Source organism: Synechococcus sp. LTW-G, from assembly GCF_054459035.1.
Genome location: NZ_JBTKYW010000001.1, coordinates 205,073 through 220,407 on the forward strand (window position 1 = coordinate 205,073; position 15,335 = coordinate 220,407).

Genomic DNA, 15,335 nt, shown 5'->3' on the forward strand with positions numbered 1-15,335 from the left:
GCCAAAAGCACGGCGACGTTAAGCGATTACTGAGGCCGCTCCACGGCATTTGGGGCACATTGGCGGCAATTCGTACGGCTTTTCCCAGAACAGCCGTGATCCCTTGAAAAACCGGTGGGGTACTTAGCCCTGGAGGTCCTCCAATTCGAACAGCTCCTGGATGACCTTCATCGCCTGGTGCCGCTGCTGACGGGGCTGGGGAGCCCTCAGTTTCGTGACGGGACCATGGAGGATTTTGTTGATGATCCCCTTGCTCAGGGCCTCAACAACCTTGCGCTCGCGGGCGGAGAGGTCAGGACCCATCCGACTCAGAGCCTTCTGGAGCTCCTGCTCGCGGATCTCCTCGAGTTGGGTGCGCAGCCTGTTGGCCACGGGGACCGCCTCTAGACCATCCCACCACTCGATGAACTGTTGCCCCTCCTGATGAAGCATGCCCTCCGCTTCAGCGGCAATTTCACGGCGCGCCTCCTGATTGCGGGCAACCACCTCTTGGAGGTCGTCCACGTCATAGGCAGCGATGCCGCTGAGCTCGGAAACATCCGCTGAGATGTTCCGTGGCACGCCGATATCCACCAACATCAAGGAGGAGCGTCGGTTCAATTGCTCCAAACGCTCTGCCGTAATGATCGGGTCATCGGCACCCGTGCTGGTGAACACCAGGGAACAGGTGCTCAGGCAGTGATTGAGATCGCTGAGGGGTCGGCATTGAACCGGCAGAGCGGGGAAGTCCGCCGCCATCTCCTCGGCACGGGAGACGGTTCGGTTGAGCAGGACAACACCCCTGGCTCCCTTGGCCTGAAGGTGCTGGAGAAGCAGTCGGGCCATCCGACCGGCGCCGACCACCGCAATTTGTTCCTGATCGAGGGGAACGAGATCGTCAATCCCGCGGGCCTGTCCAACCTTCAGTTGGGCCAGCTCAACGGCTGCAGAACTGATCGAAACGGCACCGGTCCCCAGGTTGGTCTCCGAACGCACCCGCTTACCGGTGCTGACGGCTTGGTTGAGCAGGCGGTTCAGGATTGGGCCGATCGAGCGATGCTCTTGGCCCAGGCGGTACATCTTTTTGACCTGGGACAGGATCTGGCCTTCCCCCAAGACCAAAGAATCCAAGCCAGCCGCGACACGCATCAGGTGCCCGATGGCCTCCTCGTGGTGGTAGGCAAAGAGATGGGGCATGAGCTCAGAGAGCTCAAGGCCGGAATGCTGACTGAGAAAACTGCCGACGGCTGAAACCCCCTGCTCAGGGTTGCGAAGCAGGGTGTAGATCTCGAGCCGATTGCAGGTGCTGAGAATCGAGGCCTCAAGAACCTGTTCGTCCGCCCGCAGGCGCTGGAGGGAGTCCTCCATGCTCTGCTCAGCAATGCTGAGACGTTCCCGGATCTCAACCGGGGCCGTTCGGTGACTGAGTCCGACGACGGCGATGTGCATGAAGGTGGATCCGGGGGTGCGCAACAGGGACGGCTAAAAGAAAGCCGGGCCTCCCAGAGGAGACCCGGCTCGAGCTGATCAGGCGATCAGCGCAGAGCGATGCTCTGGGCTCCGTCCTTGATGTGGACCGTGGTGGTGAAACGGGCGGTGTTGTCCAGGGTGCTGATCACCAGGGAGCTGGTGCGGGTGCAGTCCTTCTCGAACTTCACGCCGTCGAAGAGCAGACCATCGGTGATGCCGGTGGCCGCAAAGACGACGTTCTCACCGCAGGCCAGTTCGTTGGCTTCGTAGACGCGGTCAGGATCGGTGATACCCATCTCGGCCAGGCGGGCCAGGTTGCCTTCCTTGGTCAGGCCTTCCCACTCGGAGGTCTGAGCGACGGCGGGGTCATACACCAGTTGACCTTGGAAGTGACCACCCAGGGCGCGCAGGGCGGCTGCGGAGATCACGCCCTCAGGAGCAGCGCCGATGCCCATCAGGCAATGGGTGCCGGTGCCAGCGAAGCCGCAGGCGATGGCGGCCTGCACGTCGCCATCGGAGATGGGCTGCACGCGAGCGCCGGTGGCGCGGATTTCCTTGATCAGGTCCTTGTGACGGGCGCGGTCCATCACCACGATGACCAGCTCTTCAGCGGGCAGTCCCAGGCACTCGCTCAGGATCTTGATGTTCTCGGTGGCGGACTTATTGATGTCAACCTTGCCCTTGGCGGCCGGGGGTGCAGCCAACTTCTTCATGTAGAAGTCGGGGGCATTGAACAGACCACCACGGTCAGAAGCAGCCAGAACGGCCATCGAGCCGCGCTGGCTGTTGGCGCAGAGGTTGGTGCCTTCGCAGGGATCCACAGCGAAGTCCACGCCGGGACCGGTGCCGCTGCCGACTTCCTCGCCGATGTACAGCATGGGAGCTTCGTCGCGCTCGCCCTCGCCGATCACGATGCGGCCCTGCATCTGGATCTTGTACATGCGCTCACGCATCGCCTCCACGGCGGCTGCGTCGGCCTCGTTCTTCAGGCCCATGCCGGTGAGCTTGGCGGAAGCGATGCCTGCCTGCTCAACAACCTCGAGAATTTCTTGAATCAGGGTGCGATCCACGGCGGTCCGGCGATGGGAAGGGTTGAAGCGCAGAGAGGGCTCTGGGGCTCTGGAGCACTGATGTGACGGCCGTGAGAACCAGTCAATGAGTGGAAGTCCAGCGCCAGCAGGGCCTCTCGGGCTTTTAGCGCCGCTCACTGTATCAGTGCTTCACGGCGCGCCGAGCCGATGCAGCCTTTGAAAAAGAGGGGTGATGGCGATTCCTACAATCAGCCCCTGTTCAGCCGCGGTTGCGCCCCATGAGCACCAAGTCCCTGGTGATCTCCCCCTCGATTCTGTCCGCGGATTTTTCCCGGCTTGGGGAGGACGTGCGCGCGGTGGATGAAGCCGGTGCCGACTGGATTCACGTGGATGTGATGGATGGACGCTTTGTCCCCAACATCACCATCGGCCCCATGATCGTCGAGGCCCTGCGCCCGGTGACCAAGAAGCCCCTGGACGTTCACCTGATGATCGTCGAGCCGGAGAAGTACGTCCCCGACTTCGCAAAGGCCGGTGCAGACATCATTTCCGTGCAAGTCGAGGCCTGCACCCATCTGCATCGCAACCTCGCCCAGATCAAAGATCTCGGCAGAATGGCCGGTGCGGTGCTCAACCCCGGCACCCCGATCGACACCCTCGAGTACTGCCTTGAGCTCTGTGATCTGGTGCTGATCATGAGCGTCAACCCTGGTTTCGGAGGTCAAAGCTTCATCGAGAGCCAAGTGCAGAAGATCCGTGACCTGCGCCGGATGTGCGACGAAAAGGGCCTGGATCCCTGGATCGAAGTGGATGGCGGTATCAAGGCCGAGAACGCCTGGAAGGTGATCGAAGCCGGCGCCAACGCCATCGTCAGTGGCTCAGGCGTGTTCAACCAGCCCAGCTACGCCGATGCCATGACCGGCATCCGCAACAGCAAGCGCCCCTGAGCCAGCCCACCGATGTCACGAAAAAGCCCCGGCTAAGCGGGGCTTTTTTTGTGGCCCAAGGTGCAGCAGCGATGTGCTGGTTTAGCTGAAGAACCAGCCGTAGCTGTGCAGGCCGATGCCCAGCAGATTCACACCGATGTAGCAAACGCAGATCACCACAAAGCCAGCCACAGCAACCAAAGCAGGACGGCGTCCCTGCCAACCACGGCTCAGGCGGGTGTGAAGGTAGGCGGCATAGACAAGCCAGCAGATCAAGGCCCAGGTTTCCTTGGGATCCCAGCTCCACCAGCTGCCCCAGGCCTCGTTGGCCCAGACGGCACCGCTGACGATGCCAACGGAGAGCAACAGAAAGCCAACGGTGATCGTGCGATAGCTCAGGCTGTCGAGCTGCTCACTGAGGGAGAGAGAGGCGCTGCTCAATGAGAGATCAACCGGGGCTCCGTCGGCGGCAAGGCTGGCCTGGCGGAAGCCGCCACTGCCGATGGAGCTGCTGCGCAGTTCCAAGGCCTGCCCGCGATCGGTAAAAAGCACCGCCATCGAGAGCAAAGAGCCGACCAAGAGGGCTGCGTAACTCACCATGATCACGCTGACGTGCATCACCAGCCAGCTGGAGCGCAGGGCGGGCACCAGTGGGGCGGCCTGCTGCAGTTGATCCGGCAGGGCAAAGGAGGCGAAGGCCACGCAGCCCAGACCCATGGGTGTAGCGGACGCGGCCACGAGCGGTGAGCGATAGGTCCGCTCCACCAGCAACTGGGTCAAGGTGCAAGCCCAGGCCAGGAAACAGAGGGACTCGTAGAGGTTGCTGATCGGAAAGTGGCCGGACTGCCACCAGCGCAGCACCAGTTGCGCTGTCAGAGCCAAGTTGGCCGTCGCCACCAGCAGGCGAACCACGGTGCTGCCCTGGCCTCCGCCACTGACGCTCCAAAAGGACAGGGGAAGGGCCAGGAGCAGCAGCGCAAAGGCAGCAAGACCAAGCGCAAGAACCGGATCGGTCACGAAACCGCTGACGAGATCAAAGATGGCGAACAGTCTGCCGCGCCAAAGGCAAGGTCAGCGGCTGGCCTTGCGAAGCAGCACAAGACCGCCACCAAGGCCAATCAAAACCGGCAACCAAGCGGCAAAGAAGGGGTAGAGGGTTCCCTTGATGCCGAGGGAGCTGAAGATGAACGACATCAGGTAGTAGCCAAAGATCAGCAAAACGCTGATGCCAAAGCCCTGACTGCGGCTGGTGCGGGAATTGGGGCGAACCCCCAGGCTGCTGCCGATCAAGCCAAAGACCAGGCAGATGGCCGGGAAGGCAAATTTTTCCTGGATCCGCACCCGCAGCCGCCGGGCTTCCTTTTGATCACCGGCTTGAACCAGCAGTGCCTCGGCGCGGCGCGCCTGGGCCACGGTCATCTGGGCCGCATCACTGGGCAGCATGCCCACATCCTGGGGAGCCCGGGTGAAGGGGTAGTAGTAACTGGTGTAGTTGGCTGAGGTGGTGAAGTTATTGGCCGCATCGATGTTGAGAATTCGGCCATTGCGGAACTCCCACATCGCCCGGTTCTCGTCCCAGACCGCAGTGTTGGCGGTTAAAACCTGCTGCTGATCCTCACGGGAGAAATCGAGCAGGGTGACGCCCTGCATCTCACCGTTTTTGAACTCCTTGGCATAAAAGAGCTGGGTGAGTCCCTCTCCGGCATTGCCACCGGGCTCCTTGGGTGTAATCCGGCCGAAGCGCGAATAGACAACGTTTTTGCCCGTCTGGGCGGAGAGGGCGCGACCGAGGGCGCTATCAAGGACGTTGGAGGCCGAATAGTTGGCGCTCGGAACGATGACGTCGTTGAACACGAACGTCAGCAGCGTCATCAGGGCCGCCAGCACCAGGGCGGGGACGACCATGCGCCAGGTCTTCACGCCGATGCTGCGCAGGGCCGTGAGTTCGCTACTGCCCGAGAGGCGACTAAAGGCCAACAGGGTGGCCATCAGGGTGGCCATCGGGAAAGACAGCACCAAGAAGCCGGGCATCCGCAGGGCGAGAACCTTGCCAGCGGCCCAGAGCGGCAGGCCTGCCTCGGCCACCTTGCGGACCAACTCAAAGACGACACCCACCGAGAGGGAGACGGCGGTGAAGGCGGCGATGCCGAAGAGCAGTGGGCCGAGCATCTCGGCAAACAGCCAGCGATCCAGCAGAGGCAGGGTTCTCCATTGGCGTTGGAGCTTTTGAGACTGCCGGCGCAGGGGCTCGGTCCAGGTCGGTGCGATCGTCACAGCCGGAAGTCCTCCCCGAGGTAGTGGCGACGCACCAGGGGGTCATTCGCCATCTCATGGGAGGGGCCACTGGCCAAGATGCTTCCCTCCGTCAGGATGTAGGCGCGGTCGGTGATCGACAGGGTCTCACGAACGTTGTGATCCGTGATCAACACCCCCATGCCTCGATCCCGCAGTCCGGCGATCAAGGTCTGAAGGTCGGCCACGGCCAGGGGATCGACACCTGCAAAAGGTTCATCCAGCAGCAGATAGCGGGGTCCGCTTTCACCGACAGCCAGGGCACGGGCCACTTCGCAGCGCCGGCGTTCACCGCCTGAGAGCTGATAACCGAGGCGGTGCTGAAAGGGCTTCAGGTGGAAATCCTGCACCAATTGCTCGACCCGATCACGGCGCTGTTCCTTGGGGGCTCCACTTTCCTGGAGAGCCAACATCAGGTTGTCCTGAACGCTCAGGCTGCGGAAGACACTTGCTTCCTGGGGGAGGTAGCCGATGCCCAAGCGGGCACGCTCCGGCATGGAGAAGTCGGCCACACAGGTCTCATCCATGGTCACGGCCCCTGAATCAGGGCGCAGCAGACCGGTCACCAGATTGAAGGTGGTGGTCTTACCCGCTCCGTTGGGGCCCAGTAACCCGACCACCTCTCCAGGATTGAGATTGAGGCTGACCTCTTTCACCAAAGGTCGGCCGCCAATGGTCAAGGCGACGCGATCAAGGACCAGGCTCATGGCTTCGCGGGGCCGGAGCTCAGAACGACCCGGCTGAACACCTGCTGACCGCGGGCTGGGATGGCCTGCATGCGCTCACTATCCACCAGGTAAATCACCTGTTCAGCACGCAGCCAATTGCCGCCGTCCTGAAGGATGTCGACATCACCACTGAGGACAACCCGGCCCTCATTGCTGAAGTACTGAGCTTGGCGGGCGGTGGCCACGACCCGCTCATCGGGATAGACGATGCGGACGTTGCCACTGGCGGTGATCACACCGGTCTGCTGATCCGCTTGCTGTTGGTCCGACTCAATCGTCACCAGGCCGGTGTTCAACCGCAGGGGCTTGGTCGGAATGGGAGCCGATCCATCGCCCGCTTCAGTGCTGACGACCTCTTCAACGCTGATGACTTCAGCCGCCGGAACGCCCTGCTGAGCCCAGCCTGGAGCGCAGACGCCGATCAAAAGTCCAAGGCTTGCTGCGCCACTAGCGAGGGCGCTGCACCGGAGTGGGCCAGTGCTGCGATCTGCGGCCAAGCCCACTCCTGCAATGCGTGATGCCCATCGTATCGCCGAGCACCGCTGCATTCCTTCAGGAATCGGCATCAATGGTTGTGAGTTCGGGTAAGGGAATGCCCTCCAGCGAGCGGTTCTCGTGCAGGGCCAAGAGCCGTTCACGGGCGACCTGCCTCAAGGGGTCGAGGGCGAGCTCGAACTGGGTCGGCCCTGCCCCCTGTAGCCGGCCGAGGCCCTCACCCAGAAGAACCATGGCCCCACGCTGATTGCCGCGGTCCAGGTGATGGTGGGCAACCGCAATCTGCAGGATCCCCTGCAGCGTGCGACGGCAAGGTCCCTGGGTTTCGTGCCAGAGCTCCTCAAAGCCGTCGTGGCAGGCGTACCACTCACCCGCATTGAAAAGCCTGACGGCCTCCCCGAAACGGGGATCGCACGTCAGGCTGGTTTCCTCAGGGTCGAGGGGCTGATTCAACGTTTCGCGGGCTTCTTCGCGGGCAGTTTGCGCAGGCGAATCGACTCAGGGGTGACCTCGAGCATTTCATCGGGACCGATGTACTCCAGCGCCCGCTCCAGGGTCATCTGCATCGGGGCCTGGAGGGTATCGAGTTCCTCTGCACCGGCCGAGCGCATGTTGGTGAGCTGCTTGGTCTTGCAGACATTCAGCTCCAGATCTTGGGGACGGTTGTTTTCGCCGACAATCATTCCCTTGTAGACCTTGGTGCCCGGACTGATGAAGAACTGACCGCGGTCCTCGGCGTTCTTCAGGGCATAGAAGGTCGCGGTCCCTTCCTCGAAGGCGATCAACACGCCGTTGCGACGGGTGTCGAAATCGCCCTGCATCGGGCGGTAGTCGAGGAAGGAGTGGCTCATGATCCCCTCGCCGCGGGTGGCGCGGATGAAGTCACCACGGAAGCCGATCAGGCCTCGGGAGGGCACCACAAACTCCAGCTGGGTGCGGCCGTCGTTGGTGTTCTCCATGTTCTGCATCTCGGCCTTGCGGACGCCGAGCTTCTCGATGCAGGCACCCACCGATTCCTCGGGCACATCCAGAACCAGGGTCTCGAAGGGCTCCGACGGGGTGCCATCGATGGTGCGGAAGATCACCTGAGGCTGAGAGACCTGGAACTCATAGCCCTCACGGCGCATGGTCTCGATGAGGATGCCCAGGTGCAGCTCACCGCGGCCACTGACGGCCCAGCGATCAGGGGAGTCGGTGTCCTCAACCCGCAGGGCGACGTTGGTCAGCAGCTCTTTATTCAGACGGTCACGCACCTGACGGCTGGTGACGAACTTGCCCTCCTTGCCCGCGAAGGGCGAGTCATTGACCACAAAGGTCATCTGCAGGGTCGGCTCGTCCACCTTGATGAGGGGCAGCGCCTTGGGCTCGTCAGGGCAGGCAATGGTTTCGCCGATGTTGACCTCGTCAAAGCCGCAGACGGCCACCAGGTCACCGGCACGGGCCTCGGCCACTTCGACGCGCTGAAGGCCCTGGAAGCCGAGCAACTTGCTGATGCGGCCGCGCTTGACGCTGCCGTCGTCGCGCAACAGAGCGACCGGCTGGTTGCCCTTGATCGTGCCGTTGTGAATCCGGCCGATCATGATTCGGCCGAGGAAATCGCTGTAGTCGAGTGTTGTGACCTGAAGCTGCAGGGGCTTCTCGGGGTCGCCAACCGGGGGCGGAACGTGGCGAAGGATGGCATCGAAGAGCGGACGCATGTTGTCGCTCTCGGTGGCCATGTCGGGCTTGGCGTAGCCACCCATGCCACTACCAAAGAGGTAGGGAAAGTCGCACTGATCGTCGTCGGCACCCAGCTCCAGGAACAGATCCAGAACCTTGTCGACGGCCTGCTCAGGATCAACGCGGGCGCGGTCGATCTTGTTGACGAAAACGATCGGACGTAGGCCCTTCTCGAGCGCCTTCTTCAGCACGAAACGGGTCTGGGGCATCGGCCCCTCGTTGGCGTCCACGATCAACAGACAGCCGTCGACCATGCCGAGCACGCGCTCCACTTCGCCACCGAAGTCAGCGTGACCAGGGGTGTCAACGATGTTGATCCGGATCCCTTCGAAGTCCACCGCAGTGTTCTTGGAGAGGATCGTGATACCCCGCTCACGCTCCAGGTCGTTGGAGTCCATCACGCAGGTGGGGACGGCCTCGTTGTCGCGGAAGATGCCCGACTGGGCCAGCAGGGCATCCACCAGGGTGGTTTTGCCGTGGTCGACGTGGGCAATGATCGCGATATTGCGGATCGGTGTTCCGGGATGCTCGCCGCTCATGGATGGGGCTCGAGGGAGGAGGTCAGGGATGGTCTGGCTGGAGCACGCCGCAGCTAACGGCCGCAACGCTTAACTCAAGAGCAGGCGTTGGCTTGGGAACGGTGGCTGAAACCCATGGGCAACGTCGCAGGAATGAACCTGATCGAACAAAGCCGGTATCTCTTGCAGCGTGGCTGATGTGTCTGGAGCGTTCGTGACGAACGACCACACACCAAAACCAAAGAACCCTTCGGTGCGTTAACGCAATCTATCCCAGCAACAAACCGCTCTAGTGGCGCTCGGACAGGGTTCCGCGGGTCACCCCCAGGCGGCTTTCCAACTGTTCGCTCTGCCAGACCATCTGCCCGCTGATCTCTCCGTTGAGGGCCTGGCGGTAGAGGGCGACACGGCGCTGGGTATCCGCGGCGGTTTCCTGCAGCAGTTCGAGCCTGAAGTGGCGAACGCCAGCCTCCAGGAATTGGGGAATGGCCTCAGCGGCGGTCTGCGCACGGGCATTGAACAAGGTATTGCGGCAACCCAGATCAGCGCGCAGGGGATGCTCTGCGCCGCTCCGGTCCCGCAGGAGAACCTGATGCTGCTCACAGGGACGGCCGCAGTCGGTGTGGTCGTGCCCCTCAGAGAGGAAGGCACAAAACAGGCAGTGCTCCATATGAAAGAGCGGCATGTGCTGGTGCAGGGTCAGCTCGAGGGCCTCGCGAGGACAGGTCCTGACGAGGGCCAACAGCTGATCCAACGCCAGGTCGTAGCTCGCCGTCAGCCGTTCCAGGCCCCAGCGCTCAAGCAACCAGCGGGCAGTGATGGGGTTGGCGACGTTCAAGGAGAAATCGCCCTGGCAGGGGGCCAGGGGTGTTAGCCGCTCCAGCTGATCCACATTCCGAACCAAATAGCCGTCCGGCTCAGCGCGAATTAGCGGTTCCAGACTCCAGGACTCATCGGGCCTGCAGATCCGCTGACCCGCCAACCAGAGACCACCGGGCCAATACCCCTTGCCGCGTTTGACGGCCTCCCGCAGCTGCGCAGGATGCTCAAGATCAACGATCACCCGATCGACTGGAAGATCCTTCAGGGCATCGAGCTGGTCGAGGTCACGCACCAGAACGCTCAACTGGGGCTCCAGCCGTTCAGCTTCAGCAATGGGAGGAATCAATGCCTCCAGGAGGTCAGCCGCTGGGCGCTGCTCCCGGATCGTTGGGGGGACTGGAGTGGCCTGCTGTGCGAGCTGATCCACCAGGCGCCGTCTCAGTTGGTTCAACTGGGCAAGCGGAAGAAAGAGATCCGGTTCAAGTTCCAGCTCCAGCTGCTCTAGACGCCAAGGGGTGCCGCCAAGTCGTCCGAGTTGCTGCTCCAGACGTTCACGGTTCAAGGCTTGACCCTGCGCAGGTGAGAGGGGCTGCTCACTGAGAACGAAGCATCCCTCGATCGACAGACCGGCCGCCCTGACGACCTCAAGCCGAAGGGCGGTCCCGCACGAGCCCGAGGCCTTCAACACCAAAGGGCGCCGCTGCTCCTCCAGGGAGCGCTCGGCCATGCGCTGAAAGCGGCTCTCCCGCTGGGGAACGCTGGTCAACCAGCAGGGACTGCCCCGGCGCAAGCCACGCAAATCAACGCGCTTAGGACCCAGCCGCACGGCGCATCCCCCCTTCGGCCTGGGCTCGATTGCCATCACCCGTCCCCCGACTTCTTTAGGGGGCAACAGGGGATCGGAATGGGGGACCTCCAGCACGAGTCCGTCACCGGCTTTGCAGTCCAGACGGCCCTTGAAGAGCAGCCAGTCCCCATCAACACGCTCCAAGCGCCCAAGCCAGGGGCCGCGCTTTTTGCTCCAGCGCCCATGGACCAGCTGACGGTGATCAATGCCTGCGAGCCAACCGGTGCTGAGCCCGCGCGAGAAACTCAACTCCAGGTTTCGCCGGAGCTCCCGCTGCTCAGACTGCTCCAGAGGCGTGCGCTCACCAGAGAGCTGATCGAGGCCCTGGCGGTAGGCGTCGGTGACCGCGGCCACATAGGTGGGGTCTTTGAGCCTGCCCTCGATCTTCAAGCTGGCCACGCCGGCATCCACCAGCTCCGGCAACAGATCCCAGGCGGCTAGGTCCTGGGGTGAGAGCAGATAGCGCTGCTCGCCGAGGTCCAGCTCTTCTCCATCAACAATCAGTTCATAGGGAAGCCGGCAGGCCTGGGCGCATTCGCCGCGGTTGGCACTGCGCTGGCCAAGGGCCTCACTGGTGAGGCACTGGCCGGAATAGGCCACACAAAGGGCGCCGTGAACGAAGACCTCAAGGGGCATCTCCAGCTGACGCTTCACCAGCTGCTGCTGAATCCGCTGCAGATCCTTGAGGCTCAACTCCCTCGCCAGGACCACGCGCTGGCAGCCCAACTCTTGAGCCATGGCCACACCGGCAGCGCTGGTGATGGACATCTGGGTCGAGCCGTGGATAGCCAGCTCCGGGGTGAGCTGCTGGGCCAATGCGGCAAGGCCAATGTCCTGGACGATGAGGGCGTCGACTCCGGCAGCGTCAGCGGCCAGCAGTAACTCCGCCGCTCGGCTGAGCTCGTCGGTGAAGACCAAGACGTTGAAGGTCAGGAAACCCTTCAGGCCGCGGCGATGGAGCCAATCCATCACCTCGGGGAGATCAGACGCCTTGAAGTTTTCGGCCCGCAGGCGTGCGTTGAAGGTCTCGACCCCGAAATAAACCGCGTCAGCTCCGTTGACGGCGGCCGCTTTGAGGGATTCCCAGCAACCCGCCGGCGCCAGCAATTCCGGCAATGGGGCCTCAGCCATGCATCAGTTCCATGGATTACTCCGAGAAGCGGCCGGCGGCATCGAAGGTCTTCAGCGCATCGGCGGATCCCTCAAAACGCCAGTGCCAGGGCTCGTAGCTCACGCCCTGACGGTTGTCCTTCGGAAAGGAGAGGACGAAATGAAAGCGATTGGCGTTGCGCTCAAGCCAGGCAAAGGACTCGGTGCGATCGAAACTTTGGGAAAGATGGGTCTCGGGGCGTCGACCATCGCCAAAGTCAACGGCGTAGCCCGTGCTGTGCTCAGAGAATCCGGGCGGTGCACTGACCTGCGCTCGTTCCCGAGCACTTTGATTGCGCTCTGATTTGACGTCGAAAAAGATCTGCTTTTGAAGGGAGATCGAGCGGAAGGCACTGAGCACCCGCAGGTCCACACCCTCGGCATCAGCAGCGCGGCGCATCTGACGCAGAGCCTCGGCCGCCTGGGCATTGAGTGCCACGCCTGGGCCAATACTGATCAGTTGGGAGTCGTCCGCCTCGGGATAGGGGAAGTGACCGAGCAGGCGGCCGTCGGAACTCAGACGGGCACTCAGCCCGGCAACGGGAACGGGAGCCAACCGTCTCAGCAGTGGAGCCCGCAACGCATAGGCCACAGCTGCAACGAGAACGAGTGCTGCAGAGGCGCTGGCTACGGCAACGGGAGTCCGACGTTTGCGCTGCAGGCTGGGGGAGAGGGTGCGCCTGGCGAGAGGAATGTCATCCATGCCGGAGGGTTCAGCGCCGACCTTGCTTGCGCCCGCCCGGTACTGGCTGGTCTGACGACCGGGGCTAGGCAAGCGAGAACTCCCGTTGGAACTGGGGTTATGTGATGTTACGAGCTCGCGCTGGAGTTGCCAGCGGTTGCCTATCAAGCGGTGTTAGCTTCGCGTCAACATCCTTCTGGCGGAGCGGGTTTCAAGATGTTGCGAGTCGCGGTGGTGGGCGGCGGCCCGAGTGGTTCCTGTGCTGCTGAAATTCTGGCTAAGGCGGGAATTGAGACCTGGATCTTCGAGCGGAAGCTGGATAACGCCAAGCCCTGTGGTGGGGCCATCCCTCTGTGCATGGTCGAGGAGTTCGACCTGCCCGAGTCGATCATCGACCGTAAGGTCCGCAACATGAAGATGATCTCCCCCTCCAACCGTGAGGTGGACATCAATCTCGAAAACGAGAACGAATACATCGGTATGTGCCGCCGGGAGGTCATGGATGCCTTCATGCGCGACCGCGCCGCTGAACTCGGCGCCAACTTGGTCAACGGTCTGGTGACCAAGATCGACACCGGGGCCAATCGCCAGGGGCCCTACACCCTCACCTACTCCGACTACAGCGAGGGTGAGGCCACTGGTGAGACCAAGAGTCTCGAGGTGGACCTGATCATTGGCGCCGACGGTGCCAACAGCCGCGTGGCCAAGGCCATGGATGCTGGTGACTACAACGTGGCCATCGCCTTCCAGGAGCGCATCAAGCTGCCTGCTGAGGAGATGAAGTACTACGAGAGCTTGGCCGAGATGTACGTGGGCACGGATGTGTCCCCCGACTTCTACGCCTGGGTGTTCCCGAAGTACGACCACGTCGCGGTCGGCACCGGGACCATGCAGGAAAACCAGGCGCTGATTAAGAGCCTGCAGGAGGGCATTCGCGAACGCGCCAAGAAGCGTCTGGTGAATGGCGAAGTCATCAAGGTTGAGGCCCACCCGATTCCTGAGCACCCCCGTCCCCGCCGCGTCGTCGGCCGGATGGCGCTTGTTGGTGATGCCGCCGGCTATGTGACCAAGAGCTCCGGTGAGGGCATCTACTTCGCCGCCAAGAGTGGTCGGATGTGCGCCGAGCAGATCGTTGAGGCCAGCCAAGGCGGCAAGCGGGTTCCGACTGAAGCCGACCTCAAGAAGTACCTCAAGAAGTGGGATCGCCAGTACGGCGCCACCTACAAGGTGCTCGAAATTCTCCAGAACGTCTTCTACCGCAACGACGCGGCCCGTGAAGCCTTCGTCGAGATGTGCGACGACAAGGACGTTCAGCGCCTGACGTTCGACAGCTACCTCTACAAGCGCGTGGTAGCGATGAACCCCTGGCAGCAACTCAAGCTGACCCTGCTGACCCTCGGCTCCGTTCTCCGCGGTAACGCTCTGGCACCGCAGGGTTACAAGCCCGTTCCCAGCGCCGTCCGCGAGGACGGAGAGGTCAACGCCATGCTGGCCGTGAGCACCATCAAAGGTGGTATCCGCGTCGGGAACCAGAAGGCCAAAGCCAAAGCCGATCGTGAGCCGGCGTTGAGCGGCAAATAAGGACCTGGTTGGTCAAAAAAGGCAGTGGATTACTCCACTGCCTTTTTTGTGCTTAAGCCGAGGCGGTGCTCAGTGCTTGATCAATGCTAACCAACTCCAGCGCCTTGGAATCCCAAAGAATGAGGTCAAAGCAATGGGGAATGTCCTTCAGGGTCAGATAGGTGCAGTTCTGCAGTAAATGCGAATGGAAGCGGTGGCAGTCCCGGAGTCTGTAATTGGGAATGCGTTCACAAAGGTGATGGACAGAATGAAAAGCAATATCAGCCGTGAACCAGTTCAAGATGGCTGGCAGCACAAGGTTGCTGCTGCCTTCAATGGCACCCTTGAAATAACTCCAACCGGAGGTTCCACTGGTGTAAGAACCCTGGAAATTGTGCTGAACAAAGAAGACACAGATAAACATGGCCGCTGAGCAGGCCATCACGAAGGAATAGCAGCTCAGAAAAAGCCCAAGGCCCAACCAGGAAGCCATGAGAACCCAACTGGTCAGAACCACGACGTTGTTGGCGACCAGGTCCATCCATTCACCTGTGGTGTACCAGTGGCTGGACTTAAAGTCCAGAACAAAGCGCTTCCAACCGGAGGGTCCCGTCCTAGGGAAGCGAATGGCCTGCTTCAGTGCTGCGCCCGCGAATTCAGCTGAGCCGAGTAGTAGCTGAAGCCTGGGACGGATCACCAGGTAAAAGAAGCCACCGGGAAAGAGCATCAGGGGGTGGCGGATCAGGCGATAGCGCCACTGGGCAGAAGGGGACAACTGGAGAAACTGCTCCACCGTCAAAAGGGACGACGGCCCCCGATAGACATCCCAATTGCCGTTGTGCTTGTGGTGAAAGGCATGACCCCGGGACCAGGGGAACTGCGGAATGGCGTTCAAGCAACCCAAGCCAAAGCCCGTCAGTCGGTTGCACCATCGCGTTGACCAGAGCGTGTCGTGGCCGCAGTCATGCATCAGCGAGAAGCTGCGGGCAGAGAACAACACCAGTGCCAGAAGCACCGGCACCAAAAGCCAGCGCAAACCAGGATCAGCCGCGCAAACGGGAATGACGGCCCAGAGAGCGGCAATGGGAAGAACGGTCACGAGGACCTGCCAGAGCGC

At 62.0% G+C, this 15,335-nt stretch carries 13 protein-coding genes; 2 read left to right on the forward strand and 11 right to left on the reverse strand.

The features are described 5' to 3' along the window. Positions 1 to 123: 123 nt before the first annotated feature. Positions 124 to 1,428: a glutamyl-tRNA reductase gene (locus ACXIQ9_RS01165; protein ID WP_296421639.1), complete on the reverse strand. Its 1,305-nt coding sequence runs from the start codon at positions 1,426 to 1,428 to the stop codon at positions 124 to 126. 86 nt (positions 1,429 to 1,514) lie between these two features. After that, positions 1,515 to 2,519, reverse strand: coding sequence for a class II fructose-bisphosphatase (gene glpX / locus ACXIQ9_RS01170; protein ID WP_010316931.1), 1,005 nt, complete (start codon positions 2,517 to 2,519; stop codon positions 1,515 to 1,517). Between the two features lie 239 nt (positions 2,520 to 2,758). On the opposite strand from glpX, the gene rpe reads away from it, so the two are divergent. After that, complete coding sequence (gene rpe, locus ACXIQ9_RS01175) at positions 2,759 to 3,427, forward strand: ribulose-phosphate 3-epimerase (RefSeq protein ID WP_459015064.1); 669 nt, start codon at positions 2,759 to 2,761, stop codon at positions 3,425 to 3,427. Between the two features lie 81 nt (positions 3,428 to 3,508). On the opposite strand, the gene ccsB is transcribed toward rpe, so the two are convergent. The 8 genes from ccsB to ACXIQ9_RS01215 all read right to left on the reverse strand — a co-directional run bounded on the left by ccsB (position 3,509) and on the right by ACXIQ9_RS01215 (position 12,679). Further along, on the reverse strand, positions 3,509 to 4,423 hold the full coding sequence (gene ccsB / locus ACXIQ9_RS01180; RefSeq protein ID WP_371820483.1) for a c-type cytochrome biogenesis protein CcsB: 915 nt from the start codon (positions 4,421 to 4,423) through the stop codon (positions 3,509 to 3,511). Positions 4,424 to 4,477: 54 nt separating this feature from the next. Continuing rightward, entirely contained in the window at positions 4,478 to 5,680 is a 1,203-nt protein-coding gene (locus ACXIQ9_RS01185; RefSeq protein WP_296421797.1) for an LptF/LptG family permease, read from the reverse strand. Next, positions 5,677 to 6,405, reverse strand: coding sequence for an LPS export ABC transporter ATP-binding protein (gene lptB, locus ACXIQ9_RS01190; protein WP_459015067.1), 729 nt, complete (start codon positions 6,403 to 6,405; stop codon positions 5,677 to 5,679). The genes ACXIQ9_RS01185 and lptB overlap by 4 nt, the downstream gene beginning before the upstream one ends. Further along, positions 6,402 to 6,929 (reverse strand): hypothetical protein, encoded by a 528-nt coding sequence (locus ACXIQ9_RS01195; protein WP_459015069.1) that lies wholly within the window; start codon positions 6,927 to 6,929, stop codon positions 6,402 to 6,404. The genes lptB and ACXIQ9_RS01195 overlap by 4 nt, the downstream gene beginning before the upstream one ends. Before the next feature lie 49 nt (positions 6,930 to 6,978). Then, a complete protein-coding gene (locus ACXIQ9_RS01200; RefSeq protein ID WP_459015071.1) occupies positions 6,979 to 7,374 on the reverse strand; it encodes a DUF309 domain-containing protein in 396 nt (131 codons plus the stop codon). After that, positions 7,371 to 9,179, reverse strand: a complete 1,809-nt coding sequence (gene typA / locus ACXIQ9_RS01205) for a translational GTPase TypA (RefSeq protein WP_459015073.1) — start codon at positions 9,177 to 9,179, stop codon at positions 7,371 to 7,373. Before typA ends, ACXIQ9_RS01200 begins: the two co-directional genes overlap by 4 nt. A gap of 268 nt (positions 9,180 to 9,447) precedes the next feature. Continuing rightward, positions 9,448 to 11,958, reverse strand: coding sequence for a U32 family peptidase (locus tag ACXIQ9_RS01210; RefSeq protein ID WP_459015075.1), 2,511 nt, complete (start codon positions 11,956 to 11,958; stop codon positions 9,448 to 9,450). Positions 11,959 to 11,974: 16 nt separating this feature from the next. Continuing rightward, on the reverse strand, positions 11,975 to 12,679 hold the full coding sequence (locus ACXIQ9_RS01215) for a M15 family metallopeptidase (RefSeq protein ID WP_459015077.1): 705 nt from the start codon (positions 12,677 to 12,679) through the stop codon (positions 11,975 to 11,977). A gap of 195 nt (positions 12,680 to 12,874) precedes the next feature. Here ACXIQ9_RS01215 and chlP point away from each other — a divergent pair, with 195 nt between their 5' ends. After that, the gene (gene chlP, locus ACXIQ9_RS01220) at positions 12,875 to 14,239 is read left to right on the forward strand and encodes a geranylgeranyl reductase (RefSeq protein ID WP_247478322.1); all 1,365 of its coding nucleotides are present in this window, start codon (positions 12,875 to 12,877) and stop codon (positions 14,237 to 14,239) included. A gap of 52 nt (positions 14,240 to 14,291) precedes the next feature. On the opposite strand, the gene ACXIQ9_RS01225 is transcribed toward chlP, so the two are convergent. Continuing rightward, on the reverse strand, positions 14,292 to 15,317 hold the full coding sequence (locus ACXIQ9_RS01225) for a fatty acid desaturase (protein WP_424163386.1): 1,026 nt from the start codon (positions 15,315 to 15,317) through the stop codon (positions 14,292 to 14,294). Between the last annotated feature and the right edge of the window lie 18 nt (positions 15,318 to 15,335).